Source organism: Nonomuraea sp. NPDC049378 (assembly GCF_055586745.1).
Genome location: NZ_JBVJHP010000012.1, coordinates 289,864 through 312,079, shown reverse-complemented (window position 1 = coordinate 312,079; position 22,216 = coordinate 289,864). Strand labels below are relative to the sequence as shown.

The window sequence follows — 22,216 nt, the reverse complement described above, 5'->3', positions numbered from 1 at the left end:
CACAGGTGGCGCTCTGGCCACCGCCGCCGCGCTAGTCGCCATAGCCGCTCCTGCCCACGCTGATGAGGTCACCTGCGCCTTGAGCGTGTCCGACGCCACCCACACACTCCGCATCGACAAGTGGGGCGTCCACGCGTCCCGTCACGACCAGGAGGCCTGCTCCGACCGCCGCGAGCGCACCGACGACCGTCACAAGCGCAAGGCCTTCCGTTACGGCGACATGACGGCTCAGACCGCGGAAAACCAGGAAGCCGCGGAAGCCCGGAACGTCGAGGAAGCGGAGAAAACCGAAGCCGCCTACGACGTACGCGAGCCGGAGAAGTCGCAGGAGACCTGGGAGTCGGAGGAGGCGGAGACCTCCGAGGAGGCCGCTGAGTCCGAGGAGGCCTGGGAGTCGGAGGACTCTGAGGAGGCCGCTGAGTCCCAGGAGGCCTGGGAGTCGGAGGAGGCCGCTGAGTCGGAGGAGGCCTGGGAGTCGGAGGAGGCCGCTGAGTCGGAGGAGGCTTGGCACTCTGAGGAGGCCGCTGAGTCCGAGGAGGCGTGGCAGGCGGAGGAGGCCGCCGAATCCGAGGAGGGCTGGGAGTCCGAGGAGGCCGCCGAGTCCGAGGAGGCGTGGCACTCCGAGGATGCCCAGCGGGCTGAGGAGCACGACACCACCGACCTGGAGGCCATGGAGGACGACAGGTACGCCAGGGACTGGAAGCGCGGGCACCACGGTGACCGCCACCACCATGGCTACCGTCCGCACCACCACTGGGGCTGGCCGCACCATGGCTACCGCCCCTGGGGGAACCCGTACGCCTGGCCTGGCATCTGGTACGGCCAGCACTAAGCGGACGGCCTGGCTGAGCCAGCGCTGACAAGGGTTGGTTCGATCCTGTTCGGGCCGATTCGTGCGGTCCCGGGACACGGCCACGTGGCCCGGGACCCTTCCCCGGAAGTCCGGGCTCCCCTGCCTGTTGACGACCTTTGTGACACTGCCGCCCGGCGCTCCGGCGCCGGCCCGGTCCCCCCTTCCGGGCAGCGCCGCCGGCGACGCGGGACACCGTGACTCCCGGCCGCCTGAATGCCGCCCGCCGCGACCGCGCCGGGATCCGCCCGCCTACCGGTCGACGATCTCGTTCTTGCCGATGACCACGACCCCGCCCCGCGTCAGCGCGAACCGGGTGCGGTCGTACTCGAGGTCGAAGCCGATCCGCGCGCCGTCGGGAATGACGACGTTCTTGTCGATGATCGCCTTGCGCACCACCGCGCCCCTGCCGATCTTGACGTTCTCCATCAGGACGGAGTCCTCCACCCGTGAGTGCGAGTGGAGCACCACCTTGGGCGACAGGACCGACCGGATCGCCGTCCCGCCGGAGACGATCACGCCGGGCGACACCAGCGAGTCGATCGCCCGCCCCACCCGGTCGCCGTCGTTGTGCACGAACTTGGCGGGCGGCAGCGGGTCGTGCCCGGTGAAGATCGGCCACTTGTCGTTGTAGAGGTTGAAAACCGGGTGGGCCGAGATGAGGTCCATGTGGGCGTCGTAGTAGGCGTCGAGCGTCCCCACGTCACGCCAGTAGCCCCGGTCGCGCTCGCTGGAGCCGGGGACGATGTTGTGCGCGAAGTCGTACACGTCGGCCCCGCCCGACTTGACCAGCATGGGGATGATGTTTCCACCCAGGTCGTGCTTGCTCGTGGGGTCGAGCGCGTCCTCGCGCAAGGCGTCGATCATCGACTGCGTCTTGAACACGTAGTTGCCCATCGACGCGAACACCTCGTCGGGCGAGTCGGCCAGCCCCACCGCGTCTTTCGGCTTCTCCCTGAAGGCGACGATCCGGCGTCCCTCGGGGTCGGTCTCGATCACGCCGAACTGGTCGGCCAGCGACAGCGGCTGCCGGATCGCCGCGACGGTGACGTCGGCGCCGGAGTCCTCGTGCTGCTCGACCATCTGCTGCGGATCCATCCGGTAGATGTGGTCGGCCCCGAACACGATCACGTGCTCGGGCATCTCGTCGTAGATCAGGTTGAGGTTCTGGAAGAGCGCGTCCGCCGACCCGGAGAACCAGCGCGGGCCGAGCCGCTGCTGTGCGGGCACCGGGGTGACGTAATTGCCCAGCATCGCCGTCAGCCGCCAGGTGCGCGACACGTGCCGGTCGAGGCTGTGGTTCTTGTACTGCGTGAGCACGACGATTTTCAGGAAGCCGCCGTTGGCCAGGTTTGACAGCACGAAGTCGATGAGCCGGTACATTCCCCCGAACGGCACGGCCGGTTTGGCCCGATCCGCCGTGAGCGGCATGAGCCTCTTGCCCTCTCCACCTGCCAGCACGACCGCAAGCACCTTCCGGGACCTCATGTTCTGGACGCTACCCTCAAATGGCCGATCTATCGACGAAAGCCCGCACGGCGGCATTCGCGCGTGTCCGGATTTGCGGATCAATGTGCCCGCCGGAGCTTCCCGGGCAGGGCCTCCCCGACGTGTCGCGGGCGGGCAGAACCGGCCAACGGCGCAACACCCGCCCCTTGTGGTGGTCCGCCGGATGCGGCCGCCATAAGGTCGTGTCATGCGCGTTGATCTGCTCAGCCGTGAGTACCCGCCGGAGGTTTACGGCGGAGCCGGGGTGCACATGGAATACCTGGCCAGGGAGCTGCGACAACTGGCCGACGTGCGGGTGCGCTGCTTCGGGGCCGCGCGCGCCGAGGCCGGGGTCGCGGCCTACCGGGTGCCGGGCGGGCTGGAGAGCGCCAACGCCGCGCTCCAGGTGCTCGGCGTCGACCTGGAGATGGCCGCCGCCTGCGAGGGCGCGGACGTCGTTCACTCGCACACCTGGTACGCCAACTTCGCCGGGCATGTCGCCAAGATGTTGCACGGCATCCCCCATGTGGTCACCACGCACAGCCTTGAGCCGCTGCGGCCGTGGAAGGCCGAGCAGCTCGGCGGCGGCTACACCATCTCGTCGTGGGCCGAGCGCACCGCCCTGGCCGCGGCCGACGCGGTAATCGCGGTGTCGGAGGGCATGCGACGCGACGTCCTGGCCGCCTACCCCGAGATCCCGCCCGGCAGGGTCGCCGTCGTGCACAACGGCATCGACACCGCGGAATACGCCCCCGACCCCGGCCTCGACGTGCTGAAGAAGCACGGCGTCGACCCGGGCAGGCCCTACGTCGTGTTCGTCGGCCGCATCACCCGCCAGAAGGGCCTGGTCCACCTCCTGCACGCGGCGCGCTCCTTCGACCGCGGCGCCCAGCTCGTGCTCTGCGCGGGAGCGCCCGACACGCCGGAGATCGCCGCCGAGGTGACCGCCCTGGTGCGTGGCCTCGACCGCGACGGGGTGTTCTGGATCCAGGAGATGTTGCCCAAGCCGGAGGTGATCCAGCTGCTGACGCACGCGACGGTGTTCGTGTGCCCGTCGGTCTACGAGCCGATGGGGATCGTCAACCTGGAGGCGATGGCCTGCGAGACGGCCGTGGTCGCGACCGCGACGGGCGGCATCCCCGAGGTGGTGGCCGACGGCGAGACCGGGCTGCTGGTGCCCATCTCCCAGAGCGGCGACGGCACGCCGCACGACCCCGAGCGGTTCGCCGCCGACCTGGCCGAACGCGTCAACGCCCTGCTCGGCGACCCGTCCCGCGCCGAGGCGATGGGCCGGGCCGGCCGCGCCCGCGCGGTCGGACACTTCTCCTGGTCGCGCATCGCCCACCGCACGCGCGACCTCTACACATCCTTGCTCGCGTGAGTTCTGCCTGCCCGCGAACCGGCACGGTCGAGCTGACCGCAGGCGGTGAAGCGACGGCCAGCTCCGAGGAACTGCTGAGAATGTTCCAGCAGACGATGATCTCTCGAGGGCTGACCGTCCCGGAGACATATGAGTGGTACGCGGGGTGGAGCAACGGCTACGTGGAGTTCGTCCCGGTGGAATAGCGCTCGTGGCGCGTCAGTGGATGCGTTCCAGGACGACGACCGGGATCTCGCGGTCGGTCTGGCGCTGGTAGTTGTCGTAGTCCGGCCAGGTGGCCGTCATCAGCCGCCAGAGCTCCGGCTTCTCCCCAGGGGCCGCCGTGCGGGCGCGGGCCTTGAACCGCTGGTCCTTCACCTGCACGTCGACGTCCGGGTTGGCGAGCAGGTTCTTGTACCACTCCGGATGGTCGGGGTCGCCGCCCTTGGAGGCCACGATCACGTGGTCGTCGCCGTGCCGCTGGTAGATGAGCGGCGTCGTGTACGGCCGGCCCGACTTGCGGCCCTTGGTGGTGAGAAGGAGCACTGTGGTGTTGTTCCAGTCGTGTCCTTCGGCGCCATCGGTTTCCTGATAGCGCTGGACATGTTCCTTGCCGTAGAGCATGGATCCTGTCTACCCGCGACCGGCGTGACCTCACCGTGACGTGCCAGGGTCTGTACGAGAAGTTGGCGCTCGCCGTCGCGGGCGGGCCGGTCACGCCGGCGTTCGACCTGCCGATGCCCGGCGTCTCCCGGATCGAGCCGACACCGTGATCAGCATGTCTGTACGCGGGCGCACGCTGGTGAGAGCCTTTGGCCATGACCGATCCGGCCGAGGCGCTGGCCGCCCGCATCGAACGCTTCGAGCAGGCCGCTGATCCCGAGCTGATCTGGGATCCCGCGGCGCTGGCCGAGGCCGAGGAGGCGATGCGCGCGTGCGCCGGCGACCGCTCCGACGCCGCCGCATGGCGCCTGATCGGCATGCTGCACCTCGCCCGCTACCGGCTCGACCAGCGCGTCACGCAGGACGCCGCGGTGGCGGGCGCGTTCTTCGCCGCCGTGGCGCTGCTCGACCCGGGGCGGCTGCCCGAGCGGCTGCGCGGCTCCAGCATGCCTTCCGGCGACTCGGCCGCCGGCTGGGCCGGTCTGGTCGAGGAGATCTTCCGGCTGGTGGACCCGGGTGGGTACCCGCACGTCGGGCTGCTGATCGAGGCCCTGGTCCGGCACGCGGTGGCGCGTCCGGGGGCGGAGGAGGTCGCCGAGCGGCTGGGCGAGCTGCTGCTGCAGGAGTCCGTACGCCCATCCGATCCGGCCCGCTCGCCCGAACCGGCACGTCCGCCTGACCCCATGTCTTCGCCGGGCCCGGCGCGAGCCGGTGATCCCGCCGGTTCGCCTGGCCCCGTGCGGCCGCCCGGCACCGGCGGAGCGGACGAACCGGCCGGAGCATCAGGATCCGCCGAGCCTGAGCCCGTCGGGTCTGAGCCCGAGCGCGACCGGACCGCCGGATCCGCCGGCCCGGACGGGCGCATGCGTGCGACCGGCCCCGCGTGGGCCCCACGCGCGCTGTCCGCGCTGGGGAGCGGCCTGGTGCGGCTGCACGAGGAGACGGGCGCGTCCGAGGTCGCCGACGACGCCGTGCACCTGCTGTTCCGGGCGGCCCTGGCCGACCCCGTCGCCCACACGGGTGAGCTGGCGGACGCACTCAGCCGTGCCGCGCCCGGCGACGAGGAACTGGTCAGGGCCTACCTGAGGGCGGCGCAGAGCCCTCCGGACAGCCAGGACAGGTCGCAGGCGCTGCGCGCGCTCGTCGACCTCACCCGTGAGCGGGCCGGCCGGTCGCTGGCGGACGGCGACCTGCTGGCGTTCATCAGGGTGGGACAGTGCGCGCTGGACTTCTGGCACGAGCCGTGGGCCACGTCCGGGGTGGTGGCTCCCTACGCGGCCGGGCTGGTCGAGTGGTTCGTGGTCACGGGGGACGAGCGGTCGCTCGAAGCCGGCATGGAAATGCTGGAGGCGATACGCGTGACGCCCGGGGAGGCGATCCGAGGGCTCGGCGCCGACCCCGTCGCCCGGCTCATTCTGCTGGGCGAGCGCTGCCGGAGGCGCTACGCCGTCACCGGCGACCTCGCCGACCTGGACGCCGCCGTCGACGCCGCACGCGAGGGGGCCACGCTCGCGCCCACCGGCCACCCCGAGCGTGCCCGCCTGCTCGCCGGCCTGGCCAACGCGCTGTTCCAACGAGCCGTCGCCACCGGCGGTGATCCGGCCGAGCCGGTCGCGGCCGCCCACGCGGCGCTCGCCGCCCAGGACCGGCACGACACGGCCAGGGCCGAGGTGCTGCTGCTGCTCGGCCGGGCGCTCAAGCTGCGTCTCACCGCGCAGCGCGCCGACGAGGCCGTCGCCGCGCTGCGCGAGGCCCTGGCGGCCGGTGACCGGCCTGCGCTGCGGGCGGAGGCGTACGGGCTGATCTCCGAGGTGCTGCGGTGGCGCGCCACGCGGGAGGGACGGCCGGAGGACCTGGACGACGCCGTGGACTCCGCCCGCCAGGCGGCCGAACTCGCCCTCAAGATCGCCCGCGATCCGGCCCCCGCCCAGCAGGCGCTGGGTGAGGCCCTGCTGGCCCGCTTCTCCGCGCGCGGTGACACCGGTGACCTGACCGAAGCCCTGACCCTGGCCCCACCGATCCCCGCCCGCACCGCCTCCGGCCCCTCACCCGCCGCCGGGGGTGCGGCCGCCCCCGCAGCAGCCGCCGTTCACGACGCCGCCCCTGGCGCCGCCTTGGACCTCACCATGGCCGCCGGCGTTGACGGCGGCTCCGGGCTGCTGCCGCGGCTAGGGAACCTGCTGGACGACCTGATCGAGCAGCCGGAGCCGGTGCCGGTGGACGAGCGGCTCGCGCAGGCCGCGACCGAGCTGGCCCTGCGCTGTCCGGACGAGGAGACGGCGGGCAAACTGCTGCGGCTCGCCGGACGGCGGACCCGAGCGCCAGGGGAGCGCGGCGAGCACCTGCTCCAGGTGGCGTCGCGGTTCGCCGAGCTGGGCCGCCCGCACATCGCCGGTGACGTGCTGGCCAGGGCCTCCACGGCGTTCGATGAGGCGGGGTCGCGCTCGCGGATGGCGTACGCGCTGTCCAGGCAAGGAGCGGAGGAGGAGGACGCCGGCCGGCTCGACCGGGCGCTGGAGGCGTACGAACGGTCGGCCGCGCTCTACCGCGAGCTGGGCGAGCCGGGCTCCGAGGCGCTCCAGCTCGGCAGGAAGGCCGCCGTTCACCTGCGCTCCGGCGACCCGGCCGGAGCCGTCGAGGAGCACCTGCGCGCCATCGCCCTGTGCGAGGACGCCGGGCTGGCCGCCGAGGAGGCCTCCCACCAGGAGCGCGCGGCCGGCGCCCACCTGGCCGCCGGCGACCCCGCCGCGGCCGTGGCCCGCACGGCCAGGGCCCGCGAGCTGTACGCGGAGCTGGGCGAGACCGAACGTGCGGCCATGGCCCTGGTGCCCGCCGCCAGGGCGGCCGTCGACCAGGGCGACCTCACGGCGGCCGGCGAGCGCATCACCGCCTGCGCCAGGGAGCTGGAGGCGGCGGGAGCGTGGGAGGAAGCCTGCAGGACGCTCGACGCGCACGCCGTCATCCTGGCCGGGCGCGGCCACCGGGCACAGGCGGCCGCCTGCGAGACCCGGCTGGTGGAGATCGTACGGCGGAGGGGACGGCGCCGCGAGCCCGCCGACGAGTGGTACCGCATCGCGCAGCGCCGCCGTGAACGCGGTGACACGGCCGGCGCGCGGTTCGCGTTCGAACTGGCCGAGCGCGAGTACGAGGCCGCCGGCCACGACGACGGGGCCGGATCCGTCCGGTACAACCTGGGCGCGCTCGCGTACGCGGAGGGCGAGCCGCAGCGGGCACTGGAGTACTTCGGCGCCGCGGCGGAGGCCTTGGCCCGGCTGCGCGCCCCCGCCAAGGAGTCGACGGCGCTCACCATGCGGGCCGCCTGCCTGGCCGTGCTCGACCGTGCCGAGGACGCCTCGGCGGACCTCGACCGGGCCTCGGAGCTGGCCGCCGTCGCGGGCGATCGCGAGGCGCTCCTGACCGCCGCCCTGGGCAGGGCCGCTCTGGACGTGCGGCTCGGGGACCTGCGGGAGGCGGCGGAACGCCTGCGCTCCGCGCTCGGGGCGGCCGCGGGCGACCCGGTCAAAGAGGCCGTCGTACGCGATCGGCTGGCGGCGCTGGCCGCGCTCACCGGCGATGTGCCCGCGCAGGTGACCGCGCTGGAGCAGGCCATGGCGGGCTACCGCGAAGGCGGCCAGGACCGGCTGGCGGCGCTCGCCTCCACCCGGCTCGGTTTCGCGCTGGAGCGGCAAGGCGAGTTCCGCCGCGCCAGGGCCGCGCTGGAGACCGGCCTGGCCGGGCTGGAGACGGCCGGGGACGTGGTGGGGGTGCCGTTCGAGGTGATCGTGCCCGTGGCGGGGGAACTGGACGTCGAAGTCCTGTCCCGGCTGGCCGCCATCCAGCTGGCCCTCGGCGACGTGACCCGCGGCCGTGCCACCCTCGACCAGGCGCTCACCACTTCGCGGGCGGGCGGCGGCCGGGACGCCAGGGCGGAGCGGCTGGAGCTCTGGCTGCGGATCGAGGAGGCGGAGGCCGCAGGCGACCTGCCGGCGGCCCGCACCCTCGCCGAGGAGGCGCTCACCGCCGCGGAGCGCGCCCTCGCCGACCCGGCCCCGGTCGAGCCGGATGTCGCCGGGACGGGTCCGGGTTCCGCTCCGGCGGAGCCCGTCGAGAGCACGGAGGAACGCTCGTACCTTCTGGCCAAGCTCTCCACCCTCTGCCGCGCCCTGGGAGACCCGATCGCCGCACGCGACCATGCGGCGCGCGGCCACCGGCTACGCGACGGCCACCGGATCGAGCACCTGCGGAACCTGGGGGCGGCGGTCAGTGACCTCGGACGGACGGACGAGGCGGTCCGGCACCTCGCCGAAGCCGTCAGCCTGGCCAGGGCAACCCGGTCGGCCCTCCCGGTCCGGCTGGTCCAGGCCCTTGACCTGCTCGGCCGTACGCTCACCGCGCAGGCCCGGTGGCAGGACGCCGCGAACGCCTTCGACGAGGGACTCGCCCTGGCCGCCGCCCCGGTCTGGCGCGCCCTGAGAGCCCCGCTCCTCGCCGGACGGGCCGCCCTCCACCTCAGGCTGGACGAACTGGACGAGGCGGCGTCCCGCTACCAGCAGGCGCTGTCCATCAGCGAGGAACTGGGCGTCCGGACCGGGCTCGCGGACGCCTACGCTGACCTGGCCCTGGTCCGCACGCTGCGCGGGGAACCGGACGAGGCCAAGCCGCTCGCCGAACGGTGCCTGACCCTGGAACGTGCTCATGGCAGGGGTCACGGCGTGGTGCTGGCCCTGATCGCCCTCGCCCGTCTGAGCCCGGCCCGGGCGCCAGGGCTCCTGGAGGAGGCGCTGGCCCTGGCCGAGGAGCTCGGCTACCGCCCCGGCAGGGCCCTCGCGCTGAGCCGCCTGGGCGCGCGCGACGTCACGACCTCCTCGTACGCCCGCGCCCGCCTGCGGCTGTCCACGGCCATCGACCTGCTGGCCGAACTCGGGCACGACCTGGAGCTGGGCGTCGCCTGCCACCATCGTTCCCTGGCCGCGGAGGCGCTCGGCGACCTGCCCGCCGCGCTGGCCGACGCGGAACGCGCCTTCGAGCTCGGCCACCTGCCCGCCCGTGACCGGGCCTTCGACCTCGCCGTACGTCTTCGCCGCGGCCTGACCGCCTGGACCATCCTCGAACGCGTCAAGCTCGAGACGCTGGCCGCCCACCTCGACCCCCCGCCGCGCCCGCCCGAAGGCAGCGGCGACACCCCGGAACAGCCCGGCCCGGCCTCCGTTCGGCCGGGCGGCGCGTCGCGTCCCGTTCCCGTGCGAGGCGAGCCCGGCCCGGCGGCCGCGGAGGGGCCGGGCGAGATGCTGGAGGCCGGGCGGCGAGGGCTCGACGCGGTGCGCACGCTCATGACGGCAGCCCGCAACACCCGGGACCCGGAGCAGGCGGCGGAGCTGATCCGGCGCGCCCGCGAGGCCAGGGCCGACGTGGAGTCGTCGTGGCGGCGCACGGAACCTCCGGCCCCGATCCACGTGGCGCTACGGCTGGGCGCCCCGCCCGGCCGGGCCCAGCTGGACGCCCTCGTCGCGCCCGGGCCGGCCGTGCGCTCTCCGGCCGGCACCGGCGCCGCCTCCCGGGGGGCCGTCGGACTGCTCGGGTTCTCCGTGGGGGAAGGCGCCGTCACCGTGTTCGCCCATCGCACGGGCTGGGCCGAGCCGCGGGTGTTTCCCACCGCCGCGGGCCGGGATGTCCTCAGCGACTTCCTCGCCGCCGCGCGCGAGCGGCCTGGACTGCTGGACGTCGAGGCGCGGCGGCGGCGCGCGGACCTCTGGAAGCGGCTGGCCGATCTGCTGCTGCGGGAGGCGCTCCAAGCCTTCGGCGACGACCTCGACCTCGTGCACCTCCTCCCGCACGCCGAACTGCACGGCATCCCGCTCCACGCGCTCGCCCCGGACGGCCGGACGCTGATCGAACGGTTTCCCGTCGCCTACGCCCCGTCCGCCGCCGTCCTGGCCCGCCTGGCGCGGCGACCCCGGGCTGGTGGCGGGAGTTCGCTGGTGCTGGGCTTCCCGCGGGGGGACGGCGCGAAGGCTCCCGTGGAGGCCGAGGCGGAGGAGGTGGCCGCCCTGCTCGGCACCAGGCCCCGCACCGGCCCGTCCGCCACCTCGGCACTTCTGCCCGGCACGTGGGACGTGCTGCACCTGGCGTGCCACGGCGTGTTCGGTCAGGGCGGCGACCCCTTCGGCTCCGGCGTCCGGCTCGCCGACGGCCTGCTCACGGCCAGGCGGCTGATGGGCATGGACGTCGACGCCGGCCTCGTGGTCCTCACCACCCACGAGCAGACCGGGGAGGAAGCCCGTGCGCAGGTCCGCGGGGGTGCCCGGGTGGCCGTTCCCGGTGCGGAGGACGTGGCCGCGCTGGGGCACGCGTTCCTGAACGCGGGGGCCAGGTCGGCGCTGCTGGCGCTCTGGCCGGTGGCGCCCGAGATCACCCTGGCTCTCCTGCGCGACTTCTACGCCAGGCGGCGCGACGGCGAGGGCGAGGCGCGGGCCCTGCGCTCGGCCGTGCTGGGGTTGCGCGAGCTCTACGGCTCCGCCGAGCCCGACCTCTGGGCGCCGTACGTGCTGGTCGGCCTGCCCTGCTGAGCCTAGAGGTAGGGGCGGGCCGCGCTAACCAGCTCGGCCGCGGCGTCGCGGGTGTCGATGGAGAGGGCGGTGCCGGGCGTGCGCTCCCGGACGTCCTGGTCGCGGATCGCGAACACGGCGGGGGCGACGCCCACGTCGCCGTAGCGCCCGGTCACGGCCTCGCCGATCGCTTGTCGCAGGTCGCGGACCACGCTGCGCGCGGTGTGGCCGGTGCCCGAGGCGGCGAGACGGCCCAGCATCCCGGTGAAGCGCAGCTCCGTCTCGGCCGCGGGACGCTGCCCCGGCAGCACGGGCCGGTCGAGCCAGAACACCTTCCCCGCCAGGAACGCGGCGTAGCCCGCGCCGTCGTGGCCGAGCACGCGCGCCGTCTCGGCGAGCAGCTCCCCGAACTCGGCCAGCTCCGCCCCCGGCGGCAGGTCCGTGGTGACGAACAGGGGCACGATCAGCGCGTCGAGCATGGCAGTTTCCCTCCGTGAGGAGGCTCATCGTAGGACGCCCCACCGACAATCGCGGATCGCGCCACTCCGCCTGCCCGGCGGGTCCGCCCGGTAAGAGCGGTAAGGTCACGTAAGTGGCTGAGGCTCTCCTGATCACCGGCACCGTGGGTGTGGGGAAGACGTCGGTGGCGGACGCCGCCGGCGACGTTCTGTCCGACGCCGGCGTGCCCAACGCGGTCATCGACGTCGACTGGCTCCGCCGGGCCTGGCCCGCGCCCCCCGGCGATCCCTTCAACGGGGCCCTGACGATGCGCAACCTGCGCCCGGTGGCGGCCAACTTCCTGGCCGCGGGCGCGCAGCGGCTGGTCCTCGCCGGCGTCGTCGAGAGCCGCGCCGAGCGCGCCTCCTACGCGGAGGTGCTGGGTGTCCCGCTCACGGTCTGCCGGCTCCACGCCGCTCTCCCCGAGGTACGCGAGCGGCTGAGAACACGCCACACGAACGATCCCGGGTCACTTGACCGGCACCTGGAGAGGGCCGGGGAATTGGCATCGATTCTGGACGCGGCCCAGGTCGAGGACTACGCCGTGGACGCCGGCGCGGGCCCTCCCGCGCAGGTCGCCGCCCTGGTCGTCAAGGGGTGGGGCGTCTAGCGCTCGGTCCACTCGTCCTCGAGCGCCGAGTGCACGATGGAGTCGCGCCAGCCGTGCGGCGTGTGCAGGTGGTGGCGGATGCGGCCCTCCTCGACCATGCCCGCCGTCAGCATCGCGAGCTGCGCCGGCAGGTTGGCGGGGGAACGGGCGCCCCAGATGCGGTGCAGCCCGAGCTGCTTGAAGCCGAACTTCAGCAGCAGGCGCACGAGGTCGGTGCCGATGCCCCGGCCCCACTGGCCGGGATGGAGCCCGAAGCCGATCTCCGCGCTGTGCGGGTGGTCGGCCTCGACGCGCAGGCGGGCCACCCCGATCACGTCGCGGCGCCCGGCGTCGATCACGGCCAGCACGTAGAGGCGGCGCGGCTCGGCGCAGGCGGCCTCCATGGCCTGCTGGACCAGCGCGGTCACCTCGTGCAGGCCGCGCGGGGTGAAGGGCATGTGCTGGGTCGCGGCGGGGTCGCCGTAGACGGCGTGCAGGGCGGTGACGTCGGCCTCCGTGACGTCACGGAGGCCCAACCGTTCACCCTCGCACAGGACACGCCGCATGCGCAGACGGTAACGGAAGTCCCGCGATCTCTACAAGTGGATGTCAAGTGGCGAGTTGACTTCCGTAAGCTCGCGCGACAAGTTCGGCGATGGCGCTGTGGGAGCCGAGCGGCTCCGCGTGCCCGGCGTTGGTCGCCGCGGCCGCCTGCTCGACGATGCCCTGCGGGGCCTCATGCCCGATGATGCAGGGCGCGATGGCGAGGCGCTCAGCGCCGGCCTTGCGCAGTTGCCGGGCCGCGAGGACGACGCCGGGCTCGCTGTCCATCGAGGCGGCGAGGACGGGCAGCGTGAGCCTGGAGGCCAGGAGCACCGCGGTGGCCTGCACGGCCTGCACGGCCCGCTGGCCGCCCGCCGTGCCGAGGATGACGGCGTCGGTGGGGCTGGAGACGTTCAGCAGGCGTACGCGGTCGACCCTGGCCAGGCCGCGCTCGGCGAGGCGGATGTGCAGCGCCTCGGCCAGCAGCGGGTGCGGCCCGAGCGCCTCGGTCACGACGGCTCCCGAGCCGCTGGCCGCGACGGCCTTGCCGATCTCCGCCATGACGACGGGGTCTTCCCAGGTGAGCAGCGGCACGACGACGGCGTCACGGCCGGAGGGCAGCGAGTCGGCAAGGTCGGTGACGCTCTTCAGCCGCACCTCGATCTGCGGGTGGTCGACGCGTACGACCGCCGCGATCTCCTCGGCCACTCCGGCGGTGTCGCCCGGGGTGGCGAGCACGAGCAGGGGGGCGTCCGACGGCAAGGACGTGGGCACGGGACGGCGATGGCGACCGCCTCCCGGCCGGGGGGCACGTTCGCGTACAGGCAGGCTCACAGGCGCGCAGTTTATGCCTATTCAGGGCCGCCTGTTCCGTGAATCGATGGCGATTCCGTCACAACCTGCCATGCCTGGCAACGAGATGGACCGCTCCGCTCGCTGTGAGTGATCGAGATGGGTTTGTGATGGCCGGAAAGATTGACTAGCCGGTGCGAAACGGAAACTCTTGAGCCACTAGAAACGCGTTCTAGAGCGACAGTCTCAGGTCCGTCCCCGGAGTATGGGAATGAAGCCGTTCTATGTCCGCGAACTGAGCGTTTATCCCGTCGGCCGTCGCAGGATCTTCCTGCTCGCGATAGCCGTGCTGGCCAGTCTCGTGGTCAATTTCGAGACCACGATCGCCACCATCCTGCCCCTGCTCATGGACGACCTGGGCATGTCGCTCACCGTCTACGGCCAGATCGCCGCACTGTCCGTGCTGGTGGGCGGTATCTCGGCCGGTTTCGGCGGCATCCTGTCCGACCGGTGGGGCCGGGTCAAGATCCTCGTGCCGACGCTGACCGTCACGGCCGCCTGCAACTTCCTGCTCGCCACCGTCGACACCGTGGCCGGGCTGTTCTGGATCCGGTGCCTCATGCTGTTCATCGAGGGCGCCGGCATCACGATCACCGCGTCGCTGGTGCGGGACTTCTCGCCGCGGATGGGGCGGGCGCAGGCGTTCGCGTTCTGGACGTGGGGGCCGGTCGGGGCCTCGTTCCTGGCCGCGCTCATCGCGGGCTTCACGCTGCCGCTGTTCGGCAACGCGTGGCAGTCGCAGGCGATCATCATGGGCGTCGTGTCACTGACCATGTGCGCGATCATCGCCTGGAAGATCGCCGAGCCGTCGGCCGCGCTGCGGGCGCAGGTGCTGGAGGACGAGCAGGCCGTACGGGTGGGGGAGATCGTCACTCACGGTAAGGTCAGGGAGCTGTTCAGGCACCCGCACCTGTGGGCGCACGTGCTCGGCAACACCGGCTGGCAGGTGCTCTACTGGACGTTCGCCATCTTCGGCCAGACGATCCTGTCGGGCGCGTTCGGCATGGACCCGGCCGTGGCCAACCGGGTCGTCGCGCTGAGCATCGTGGTCAACGCCCTGACCGTGGTCGTCGTCGGCCGCATGTCCGACCGGCTGCGGCTGCGCAAGCCATTCATCGCCGTGGGGACGGTGCTGACGACCGGTGCGATGGCGTACTTCATCGCCCTGATCGGTCCCGGCGTCCCCACCGCCCACGTGACCATCGTGTACGCGCTGATCCTGCTGTTCATGGGCATCGCGTACGTGCCGTGGATGGCCAGCTTCTCCGAGAACGCCGAGGACGTCGAGTCCCGGCTGCAGGGCTCGGCGCTGGGCATCTGGGGCATGGTCGTCCGCGTCATGATCGTGGTCCTGCTGGTCGTCTCCCCGATCGTCGTCGAGGCCGGCGGCTGGCAGACGTGGCTGACCGTGGCGCTCGCCGGCCAGGTCGTGTTCCTGGTCTCCATGGCGGCCTTCAAGGGCCGCTGGCGGCCGGAGCGGACCGCGGCCCCCGAGACCGCGGCCTAGCGTGCGGGCACGACGACCGACTGCGGGTTGCCTGGGGCGTACACGGTGATGCCCTGCGGCAGTGACTTGAGCTTCTCGATCTCCGCGCAGGACGGGCACTTGTCGTAGCCGTCCTGCCTGGCCCTGTTCGCCTCCGCCTCCGCCTCGGCCTGGGCGACCTTCGCCTGGGCCTCGGAGACGGCCGCGGCGGCGGCCAGCGAGCGGTCCACGGCCTTCTGCACCTCTGCGGGCAGCGTCACCTTGACCAGCGTGAAGCGGAGCCCGGTCAGGAAGTCGCCGCCCAGCGTGGCGGGCAGGTCGCGGGCCAGCGAGGCGTTGACCGCGTCCTGCACCTTGGCGATGGTGGCGTTGCTGTCCTGCGGCTTGAGGCCGGAGCTCTCCAGCAGCGAGCAGGAGGGCACCAGTTCGGCGCAGCGCATCGCGCCGATCTGCCCGCGCAGCGCGTTGTCGATCACCGGCCGGACGGCCTGGCCGAAGAAGGCCGCCCAGCCCTGGTCGCCGTCCCACGGGTAGAGGGAGCTGTCGTCCTGGGCGCGGAAGGTGCGCGTCCCGTACTTGTCGTCGAACTTCTTCAGCGTCCCGTGGTCGAGGTTGAGCGTGAAGTAGAGGGTGCCCTCGATGCCGAGGTTCACGCCGTCGCTGCTCGGGACCGTCACCACGTCCACCCCGAGGGCGGTCGCCCGCCTGGTGTCCGCGGTGATCGTGTAGAAACGCTGCTGCGCCGGATAGCGGTGCACCGACGACCACATGCCGGTCCAGGTCACCCCGGAGCCGGGGTTGATCACCTCGCGCACCTTGTTGTCGTCGAGCGGGCCGCCGTCGCGCACCACGGCCACCTCGCCGCCGCTCGTGCTCTCCATGCCGCCCACGCCCCCGACGAGCAGGGGGATCACGATGATCGCGGCAACGACGGCCAGGGCGATTCTCATCCGGATCCTCTCGCGCGGGCGGCGTTGGCAGCCGCCGCCCGCGGCTTTCGCGGCATTCCTGCGGATCTCAGGCGAACGGGCCCACCTGGCCCGGCAGCGAGGGCCTGGCGGGTACGTCGGGGTCGTCGGCGAGGTCGAGGTCGCGCGTCTCGGGGGCGATGGCCAGGCCCACGGCCGTCACCGCCAGGGCGGCGACCACGTAGACCGACACCGCCAGCGTCGTCTGGAACGTGTGGAAGAGCTGGAGAGCGATGACCGGGGCCAGCGAGCCGCCGACGATGCCGGCCACCTGGTAGCCCATGGACGCGCCGCTGTAGCGCAGGCGCGTGCTGAACAGCTCGGCGATGAACGCGGCCTGCGGGCCGTACATCGCGGCGTGGGTGACCAGCGCCACGATGGCGGCCAGCGCGATCAGGGGGAAGGACCTGGTGTCGAGCAGCGGGAAGAACGCGAACACCCACACCGCGGCGGCGACCACGCCCGCCAGGTAGACGGGCCGCCGGCCGTACCGGTCGGACAGCGCGCCGGCCACGGGGATCAGGCCGAGCTGCAGCGCCGACGCGATCAGCACCGCGTTCAGCGCGTACGAGCGCGGCAGGTCCAGCTCACCGGTGATGTAGACGATGATGTACGCCGTGAAGGTGTAGAAGGCGACATCGACCCCGATCCGCGCGGTGAAGGCCGACAGCAGGGCGCGCGGGTGGGTGCGCAGCACCTCGAGCAGCGGCATCTTCGCCTTGGCGCCGTGCTGCTCGACCTCGGCGAACAACGGCGACTCCGAGATCTTGAGCCGCACCCACAACCCCACGAAGACCAGCGCGCCGGACAGCAGGAACGGCACCCGCCAGCCCCACGACAGGAACGCCGCGTCGGACATCGTGAAGGACATGACCGTGAGCAGGCCCGTCGCCAGCACGTAGCCCGCGGGCACGCCCACCTGCGGCCAGCTGGCGTTGAAGCCGCGCCGCCGGCCGTCGCCGTGCTCGAGCGACATGATGACCGCGCCGCCCCACTCGCCGCCGAGCCCCAGGCCCTGCACGAACCGGAGCAGCGCCAGCAGGATCGGCGCGATCACGCCGACGCTCGCGTAGCCGGGCAGCACGCCGATGAGGAACGTCGAGACGCCCATCACCAGCAGCGTGACCACGAGGACGGTCTTGCGGCCCGCGCGGTCGCCGAAGTGGCCGAACACGATGCCGCCCAGCGGGCGGGCCACGAACGCCACGGCGTTGGTGGTCAGCGAGGCCAGGATGGCGTTGAAGGGGTCGAGGTCGGGGAAGAACAGCTGGGGGAAGACGAGGGTCGCCGCGGTGGTGTAGAGGAAGAAGTCGTACCACTCCAGCGACGTGCCGATCAGGCTGGCGAGGATCACCCGCCGGGTCTGTTGCGTGGAGCCTGACATCGAATGCTCCTAGAGTTGATGGGGGATAGTTTCAACGTAAGGATCGTTGAACAATTCGACAAGAGGTTTGCTCCATGATTCCCTGTCGATTGTGGATAACGTGGTTGCCGATCTCTCCCAGGACCGGCCCCGCCTGGGACGCAGCAGCACGGCGGAACGGGTGGCCGACATCCTGCGCGACCGCATCAGCGAAGGCTTCTTCCCTCCGGGGCAGCGGCTCTCGGAGGAGTCCATCTCCGAGGCGCTCGGCGTCTCGCGCAACACGCTGCGCGAGGCGTTCCGGCTGCTCGGCCACGAGCGGCTGCTCGACCACCGGCTCAACCGCGGCGTGTTCGTCCGCCTGCCGTCCGCCGCCGACGTCTCCGACCTCTACCGCGTGCGCCGCGTGCTCGAAGGCGCCGCGGTGCGGCGTACTCCCGGCGAGGCGGAGCTCGCGACGATCGGCGAGGCCGTCCGTGACGCCGAGCGGGCCGCCGCGAAGGACGACTGGCAGGCCGTCGGCACCGCCAACATCCGCTTCCACCAGGCCCTCGTCTCGCTCATCGGCAGCCCGAGGATCGACGAGGCCATGCGCCAGTTGCTGGCCGAGCTGCGCCTCGTCTTCCACGTGATGGAGAACCCGCGGGCCTTCCACGAGCCGTTCGTCGACCGCAACCGCACGCTGCTCGAGCTCATCGCGTCGGGCGGGCCCGACGTGGCCGCGGCCTACCTCGACGACTACCTCGACCACGCCGAGCGGCTGCTCATCCACGCCTTCGAACCGAGCCGCTAGCGTGGGCGCATGGACCGGATCTTCACCCTCGACGAGGCCCGTGCGCTGATCCCCGCCGTGATCGAGGACGCCCGCGTCGTGATCTCCGCCCGCGCCGACCTGGCCGAGATCGATTTCGACCGGCGTACGAAAGGGCGCTCCGAGCTCGGCGGCCTGCCTGAGCTGAAGGGGCTGCAGGCCCGCGTCGAGGAGATCCTGAGCGGATGGAGCGAGCAGGGGATCGAGGTCAAGGGCATCGCGCCCGTGCTCGTCGACTTCCCCTCCGAGCTCGACGGCGTGTCCGTACGGCTCTGCTGGATCGAGGGCGAACGCGAGCTCGCCTGGTATCACCGCACCGAGCTGGGCTTCGCCGGCCGCCGCCCGCTCTGATCAGCGGTCCGCGCACCCGGCCTGCCGCACCCGGGCGATACCGGCCACGGCGGGCATACGCTGCTGGGGTGGAGGTTCACTCGACCAAGGCGATGGCCGCGCGAGCCGTCGACCTGTGCGTGGAGCTGCTGCACGAGCAGCCGTCGATCGAGTCGGTGTCGCGGGTCCTGCGCGACCACGGGGAGACCGGAGACCTCGATCTCAGCGCGAACGACCTGACGGCGATGCGGGAGGCGGCGGCGCGGCTGCGCGAGGTGCTGGCCGCGCAGACCGCCGGCGAGGCGGCGGCCCTGCTCAACCGGCTGCTCGCCGGCGGAGCACAGACCCCCAGGCTCACCAGCCACGGGGGTTCGACGACCTGGCACCTGCACGTCGACAGCGGTGACGACGCGCCGTGGGGTGAGTGGTTCCTGGCGTCCTCGGCGATGGCGCTGGCGGTGCTGCTCGCCGACCACCAGAGGGTTCCCGGCGGGCTGTGCGCCGCACGGAGCTGCGGGCGGCCTTTCCTCGACCTCGGAGGCGGCAGCCCGCGACGCTACTGCAGCGCCCGCTGCGCCACCCGCGAACGCGTCGCCGCCCACCGCTCCCGCTCCGGCACCCGCGCCCCCGGCTGACCCCCTTCCCCCGGCGCTCGCCCGGTCACCGCCGGGGGATGAGCACCACCACGGCCACCGCCTGCAGCGCCGCTCCGGCCAGCAGGGCCGCGCCCGGCGAGTACGACGCCAGCGGGCCCGCCATCGCGGAACCGAGCGCGTACGAGGTGATCTTCAGGCTGGCGGCCGTGGTGAACACCTGGCTCCGCAGGCGGGCGGGCGCCTCGCGGTGGCGTACGGAGAACAGCGCGGTGAGCTGCGGCCCCTCACCCGCTCCCGCGAGGGCGGCGGCGACCACGGCGATCCAGAACGACTGCGCCGCGGCCGCCAGCACCATGCCCGCCCCCAGCACCGCTGTCCCCCAGACCAGCACACCATCCCACCACCGCACCGGGTCGCGGGCGGCCCGCGCTTCGCCTCCCGCGCCTGCCGGGTCGCGGGCGGTCCGTGCGCCGTTCCCCGCGCCTGCCGGAGCGCGGGTGGCCAGGAGCGCGTTCATCGCCAGCCCGCACGCGGCGGTGACGGACAGCAGCAGCGCGCCGTGGCCGCTCTCTCCGGTGAGGCGGACACCCAGCACGGGCACCGCCACGACCAGCATGGCCAGACCGGCGCACGAGATCATGGATCCGGCCGTCGCCCCGCGCAGCCGCGGATTCCTGGTGATGGCGGCGAACCCGGCGATCAGCTCCGCCCGTACGGACCGCCCACCCCTCTGGCGCCCGACCTCCTCGCGCCCACAGCCGGCGGTCCCGGCGGAGCGCCCCGCGAAGGACGTGTCCGGACGTGGGGGCAGGGTCCAGGCGACGGGCAGGGCGACGATCAGGAGCGCGACGCAGGCGGGCACCGCCATGGTGGCGCCGCCCACGGCCGCGAGCACGCCCACCACGGCGGGACCGGCGAGTCCTGCCACGTTGTAGGTCATGGCGTCGAGCGCGGTGGCACGGCCCAGCCGTTCGGGCCCGGCCGCCAGCGGCAACTGCGCGGTCCAGCCGCCCGCGAGCGCGGGACCCAGCAGGCCGGTCGCGACGGCCACCCCGATGAGCGCGGCCTCCGGCACCCGGCCCAGTCCCGAGAGGACCAGCAGGAGGCCGGCCGCGTATCCCGACAGGCAGCAGGCGAGCAGCCTGCCGGGCCGCCGCGCCCGGTCGAGCAGCACTCCGAGCAGCGGCCCGCCCACGGCGGCCGAGACGGTGAGCCCGGCCAGCAACCACGACGCCAGCAGGGGAGATCCGGTGACGGCGAGTCCGGTGACGAGCAGCGCGGGCCCGGACATCTCATCTCCGGTGCGGGCGGCGACGGCCCCGCCCATGTAACGGGATAACATAGTGGAGACGTTACATGGGATGATGCCCGTAGCGAGCGCGGGGTCGCCGGGAGCCGGCCAGGAACGTTCCGGTCTGCTGGGAGCCGCTTCGCGCTCGCGGACGGCCCGGCCTGTACGGACTGCGTGCCGCGCAGGCCGGGCGCGTCATCGGCGGCCATCCCGCGCCGCCCGGCGCCGCCGCGTGATCGAATGTGTGTTTGAACGATGACGTACACTCGTCCTCATGACAGCCGCGTTCCAAGCATCTCTGCTCGGCCTCGACGAGGAGCTCGCGGTCGGCCCGCTCGGCGACACGGTGCGCAGGACCCACCTCGCCCACGGCGCCTGGATCGACCTGCGCCCCGGCTGGCTGGCCGGAGCCGACGAGCTCTACGAACGGCTGGCCGAGACGGTTCCGTGGCACGCGGAGCGGCGGCACATGTACGACCGGGTCGTCGACGTGCCCCGGCTGCTGAAGTTCTACGACGAGCACGAGACCCTGCCCGACCCGGCGCTCGACGAGGCCAGGCGGGTGCTCAACGCCCACTACGGCGAGGAGCTGGGCGAGCCGTTCCGTACGGCCGGGCTCTGCTTCTACCGCGACGGCCGTGACAGCGTGGCCTGGCACGGCGACACGATCGGCAGGGGCAGCACCGAGGACACCATGGTGGCGATCCTCTCGGTCGGCGACCCCCGCTCGCTGCTGCTGCGGCCGCGCGGCGGCGGTTCCTCGATCCGCCACGACCTCGGCCACGGCGATCTGATCGTGATGGGCGGGAGCTGCCAGCGCACCTGGGAGCACGCGATCCCGAAGACCAGCCGCCCGGCGGGGCCGCGCATCAGCGTCCAGTTCCGCCCGCGCGGCGTGCGCTGACCCCACGGGTGGGTTGCGGCCGGTCAGCGCAGGGTCAGGCGTGCGACCCGGCCCTGCTCGCCAGCCGCCCAGCACGACAGGTCCCGCGTGCACGACACCGTGTCGAACGAGCCGTCGTCGAACGTCTTCCAGCTCCGGCCGCCCGAGTACGTCACGTCGCTCCCGGAGGGGCCGACGGCGACGGCGGCGAAGGGCGGGAAGGGCAGCCAGGTGACACCCGACCGGTACGCGGGCGGCGGGGTGGCGGCGGCCCGCCAGGTCGTCCCGCCGTCCTCGCTGACCGCCCCGGCGCTCGGCGACCGCTGTTCGGGACGGTAGTCGCCGCCGACGGCGATGCCCCGGTGCCGGTCGCGGAACGCCAGCCCGAAGACGCCGCGCGCCGGGTCACCCGCCGGGATCGGGGTGTCGGCGACGGTCCACGTACGCCCGCGATCATCCGAGTGGAACACCCGCGACTGCTCCGCCCCGCCGCCGGCCAGCCAGACGTCCCGGCCGCCCGCCGTCACCAGGCACTGCCCGCTCGCCGCGAACCCGGCCTCGCCCGGCAGCGCCTGCGGCATGCCGTCCGCGGGCAGCACCTGCCAGCTCCGCCCGCCGTCGCCGGTCGCCAGGATGCGGAACCGGCCGTCCACGGGGTCGCTCATGGCCAGCCCGTGCCGCCGGTCGAAGAAGGCCAGGCAGTCGTAGAACGCCTTCGGCTCGTCGTTCCTGAACGTCTCCGTCCACGTGCGCCCGCCGTCGTCGGTGCGGTAGACGCGCGAGTCCGTGCCCTCGCCGATGGACAGCGCGACGGCCCTGTGGGCGTCGAACGCCTCGATGTCGCGGAATTCGAGCGCGGCCGTGCCGGGCGGGGAGACGTTCTGCCAGCGTCGCCCGCCGTCCACGGTCCTCAGCACGGTGCCCTGCGAGCCGGAGGCCCACACCACGTGCCGGCTGACCGGCGACAGGCCGCGCAGGCGCGCCGTCACCGCGGTCTCCTTGAGCTCCCAGCCCAGCTCGGGCGTTCCGGCGTGGGCGGGGAGCGGAGCGGCGAGCACGACGGACGCTGACAGCACGCTCAACGCGATGCGAAGCTTCAT

Annotated in this window: 19 protein-coding genes; 10 read left to right on the top strand and 9 right to left on the bottom strand. The window is 73.1% G+C overall.

The window, feature by feature from the left end; genetic code table 11:
• Positions 1-79: 79 nt before the first annotated feature.
• A complete protein-coding gene (locus ACZ6SA_RS26855; RefSeq protein WP_465831131.1) occupies positions 80-832 on the top strand; it encodes a hypothetical protein in 753 nt (250 codons plus the stop codon).
• Between the two features lie 270 nt (positions 833-1,102).
• Here the strand turns inward: ACZ6SA_RS26855 and glgC are convergent, their stop codons facing one another.
• The gene (gene glgC, locus ACZ6SA_RS26850; protein ID WP_347621076.1) at positions 1,103-2,338 is read right to left on the bottom strand and encodes a glucose-1-phosphate adenylyltransferase; all 1,236 of its coding nucleotides are present in this window, start codon (positions 2,336-2,338) and stop codon (positions 1,103-1,105) included.
• 208 nt (positions 2,339-2,546) lie between these two features.
• Between glgC and glgA the strand changes: the two genes are divergently transcribed.
• Positions 2,547-3,719, top strand: a complete 1,173-nt coding sequence (gene glgA, locus ACZ6SA_RS26845) for a glycogen synthase (protein ID WP_465831129.1) — start codon at positions 2,547-2,549, stop codon at positions 3,717-3,719.
• On the top strand, positions 3,716-3,904 hold the full coding sequence (locus ACZ6SA_RS26840) for a hypothetical protein (RefSeq protein WP_347643951.1): 189 nt from the start codon (positions 3,716-3,718) through the stop codon (positions 3,902-3,904). The genes glgA and ACZ6SA_RS26840 overlap by 4 nt, the downstream gene beginning before the upstream one ends.
• A 13-nt stretch (positions 3,905-3,917) precedes the next feature.
• Here the strand turns inward: ACZ6SA_RS26840 and ACZ6SA_RS26835 are convergent, their stop codons facing one another.
• Positions 3,918-4,322: a nitroreductase family deazaflavin-dependent oxidoreductase gene (locus tag ACZ6SA_RS26835; RefSeq protein WP_347643950.1), complete on the bottom strand. Its 405-nt coding sequence runs from the start codon at positions 4,320-4,322 to the stop codon at positions 3,918-3,920.
• A 194-nt stretch (positions 4,323-4,516) separates the two neighbouring features.
• Here ACZ6SA_RS26835 and ACZ6SA_RS26830 point away from each other — a divergent pair, with 194 nt between their 5' ends.
• Positions 4,517-10,927 carry a CHAT domain-containing protein gene (locus tag ACZ6SA_RS26830; protein ID WP_465831126.1) on the top strand — a complete coding sequence of 2,137 codons (6,411 nt, stop codon included), beginning with the start codon at positions 4,517-4,519 and terminating at the stop codon, positions 10,925-10,927.
• 2 nt (positions 10,928-10,929) lie between these two features.
• On the opposite strand, the gene ACZ6SA_RS26825 is transcribed toward ACZ6SA_RS26830, so the two are convergent.
• Positions 10,930-11,385: a hypothetical protein gene (locus ACZ6SA_RS26825; protein WP_347643948.1), complete on the bottom strand. Its 456-nt coding sequence runs from the start codon at positions 11,383-11,385 to the stop codon at positions 10,930-10,932.
• Between the two features lie 113 nt (positions 11,386-11,498).
• Between ACZ6SA_RS26825 and ACZ6SA_RS26820 the strand changes: the two genes are divergently transcribed.
• Entirely contained in the window at positions 11,499-12,014 is a 516-nt protein-coding gene (locus tag ACZ6SA_RS26820) for a P-loop nucleotide/nucleoside kinase family protein (RefSeq protein ID WP_347643947.1), read from the top strand.
• Here the strand turns inward: ACZ6SA_RS26820 and ACZ6SA_RS26815 are convergent.
• Complete coding sequence (locus ACZ6SA_RS26815; RefSeq protein WP_347643946.1) at positions 12,011-12,559, bottom strand: GNAT family N-acetyltransferase; 549 nt, start codon at positions 12,557-12,559, stop codon at positions 12,011-12,013. The genes ACZ6SA_RS26820 and ACZ6SA_RS26815 overlap by 4 nt on opposite strands.
• A 43-nt stretch (positions 12,560-12,602) precedes the next feature.
• On the bottom strand, positions 12,603-13,310 hold the full coding sequence (locus tag ACZ6SA_RS26810; protein WP_347643945.1) for a sirohydrochlorin chelatase: 708 nt from the start codon (positions 13,308-13,310) through the stop codon (positions 12,603-12,605).
• Between the two features lie 289 nt (positions 13,311-13,599).
• Here ACZ6SA_RS26810 and ACZ6SA_RS26805 point away from each other — a divergent pair, with 289 nt between their 5' ends.
• The gene (locus tag ACZ6SA_RS26805) at positions 13,600-14,895 is read left to right on the top strand and encodes an MFS transporter (protein ID WP_347643944.1); all 1,296 of its coding nucleotides are present in this window, start codon (positions 13,600-13,602) and stop codon (positions 14,893-14,895) included.
• On the opposite strand, the gene ACZ6SA_RS26800 is transcribed toward ACZ6SA_RS26805, so the two are convergent.
• Both ACZ6SA_RS26800 and ACZ6SA_RS26795 read right to left on the bottom strand, forming a co-directional pair.
• Positions 14,892-15,824 (bottom strand): SPFH domain-containing protein, encoded by a 933-nt coding sequence (locus ACZ6SA_RS26800; RefSeq protein ID WP_347643943.1) that lies wholly within the window; start codon positions 15,822-15,824, stop codon positions 14,892-14,894. The two genes, ACZ6SA_RS26805 and ACZ6SA_RS26800, sit on opposite strands and share 4 nt — an antisense overlap.
• A gap of 67 nt (positions 15,825-15,891) precedes the next feature.
• The gene (locus ACZ6SA_RS26795) at positions 15,892-17,226 is read right to left on the bottom strand and encodes an MFS transporter (protein WP_465831122.1); all 1,335 of its coding nucleotides are present in this window, start codon (positions 17,224-17,226) and stop codon (positions 15,892-15,894) included.
• A 100-nt stretch (positions 17,227-17,326) separates the two neighbouring features.
• Between ACZ6SA_RS26795 and ACZ6SA_RS26790 the strand changes: the two genes are divergently transcribed.
• The 3 genes from ACZ6SA_RS26790 (at position 17,327) to ACZ6SA_RS26780 (ending at position 18,981) form a co-directional block, all read left to right on the top strand.
• On the top strand, positions 17,327-17,998 hold the full coding sequence (locus ACZ6SA_RS26790; RefSeq protein ID WP_347643941.1) for a GntR family transcriptional regulator: 672 nt from the start codon (positions 17,327-17,329) through the stop codon (positions 17,996-17,998).
• A gap of 9 nt (positions 17,999-18,007) precedes the next feature.
• The gene (locus tag ACZ6SA_RS26785; protein WP_347643940.1) at positions 18,008-18,367 is read left to right on the top strand and encodes a DUF2203 domain-containing protein; all 360 of its coding nucleotides are present in this window, start codon (positions 18,008-18,010) and stop codon (positions 18,365-18,367) included.
• Between the two features lie 68 nt (positions 18,368-18,435).
• On the top strand, positions 18,436-18,981 hold the full coding sequence (locus tag ACZ6SA_RS26780) for a CGNR zinc finger domain-containing protein (protein ID WP_347643939.1): 546 nt from the start codon (positions 18,436-18,438) through the stop codon (positions 18,979-18,981).
• A 25-nt stretch (positions 18,982-19,006) separates the two neighbouring features.
• Here the strand turns inward: ACZ6SA_RS26780 and ACZ6SA_RS26775 are convergent, their stop codons facing one another.
• A complete protein-coding gene (locus ACZ6SA_RS26775; protein WP_347643938.1) occupies positions 19,007-20,284 on the bottom strand; it encodes an MFS transporter in 1,278 nt (425 codons plus the stop codon).
• A 223-nt stretch (positions 20,285-20,507) separates the two neighbouring features.
• Between ACZ6SA_RS26775 and ACZ6SA_RS26770 the strand changes: the two genes are divergently transcribed.
• Complete coding sequence (locus tag ACZ6SA_RS26770; RefSeq protein ID WP_347643937.1) at positions 20,508-21,137, top strand: alpha-ketoglutarate-dependent dioxygenase AlkB; 630 nt, start codon at positions 20,508-20,510, stop codon at positions 21,135-21,137.
• Positions 21,138-21,160: 23 nt separating this feature from the next.
• Here the strand turns inward: ACZ6SA_RS26770 and ACZ6SA_RS26765 are convergent, their stop codons facing one another.
• Positions 21,161-22,216, bottom strand: a complete 1,056-nt coding sequence (locus ACZ6SA_RS26765) for a WD40/YVTN/BNR-like repeat-containing protein (RefSeq protein WP_465831118.1) — start codon at positions 22,214-22,216, stop codon at positions 21,161-21,163.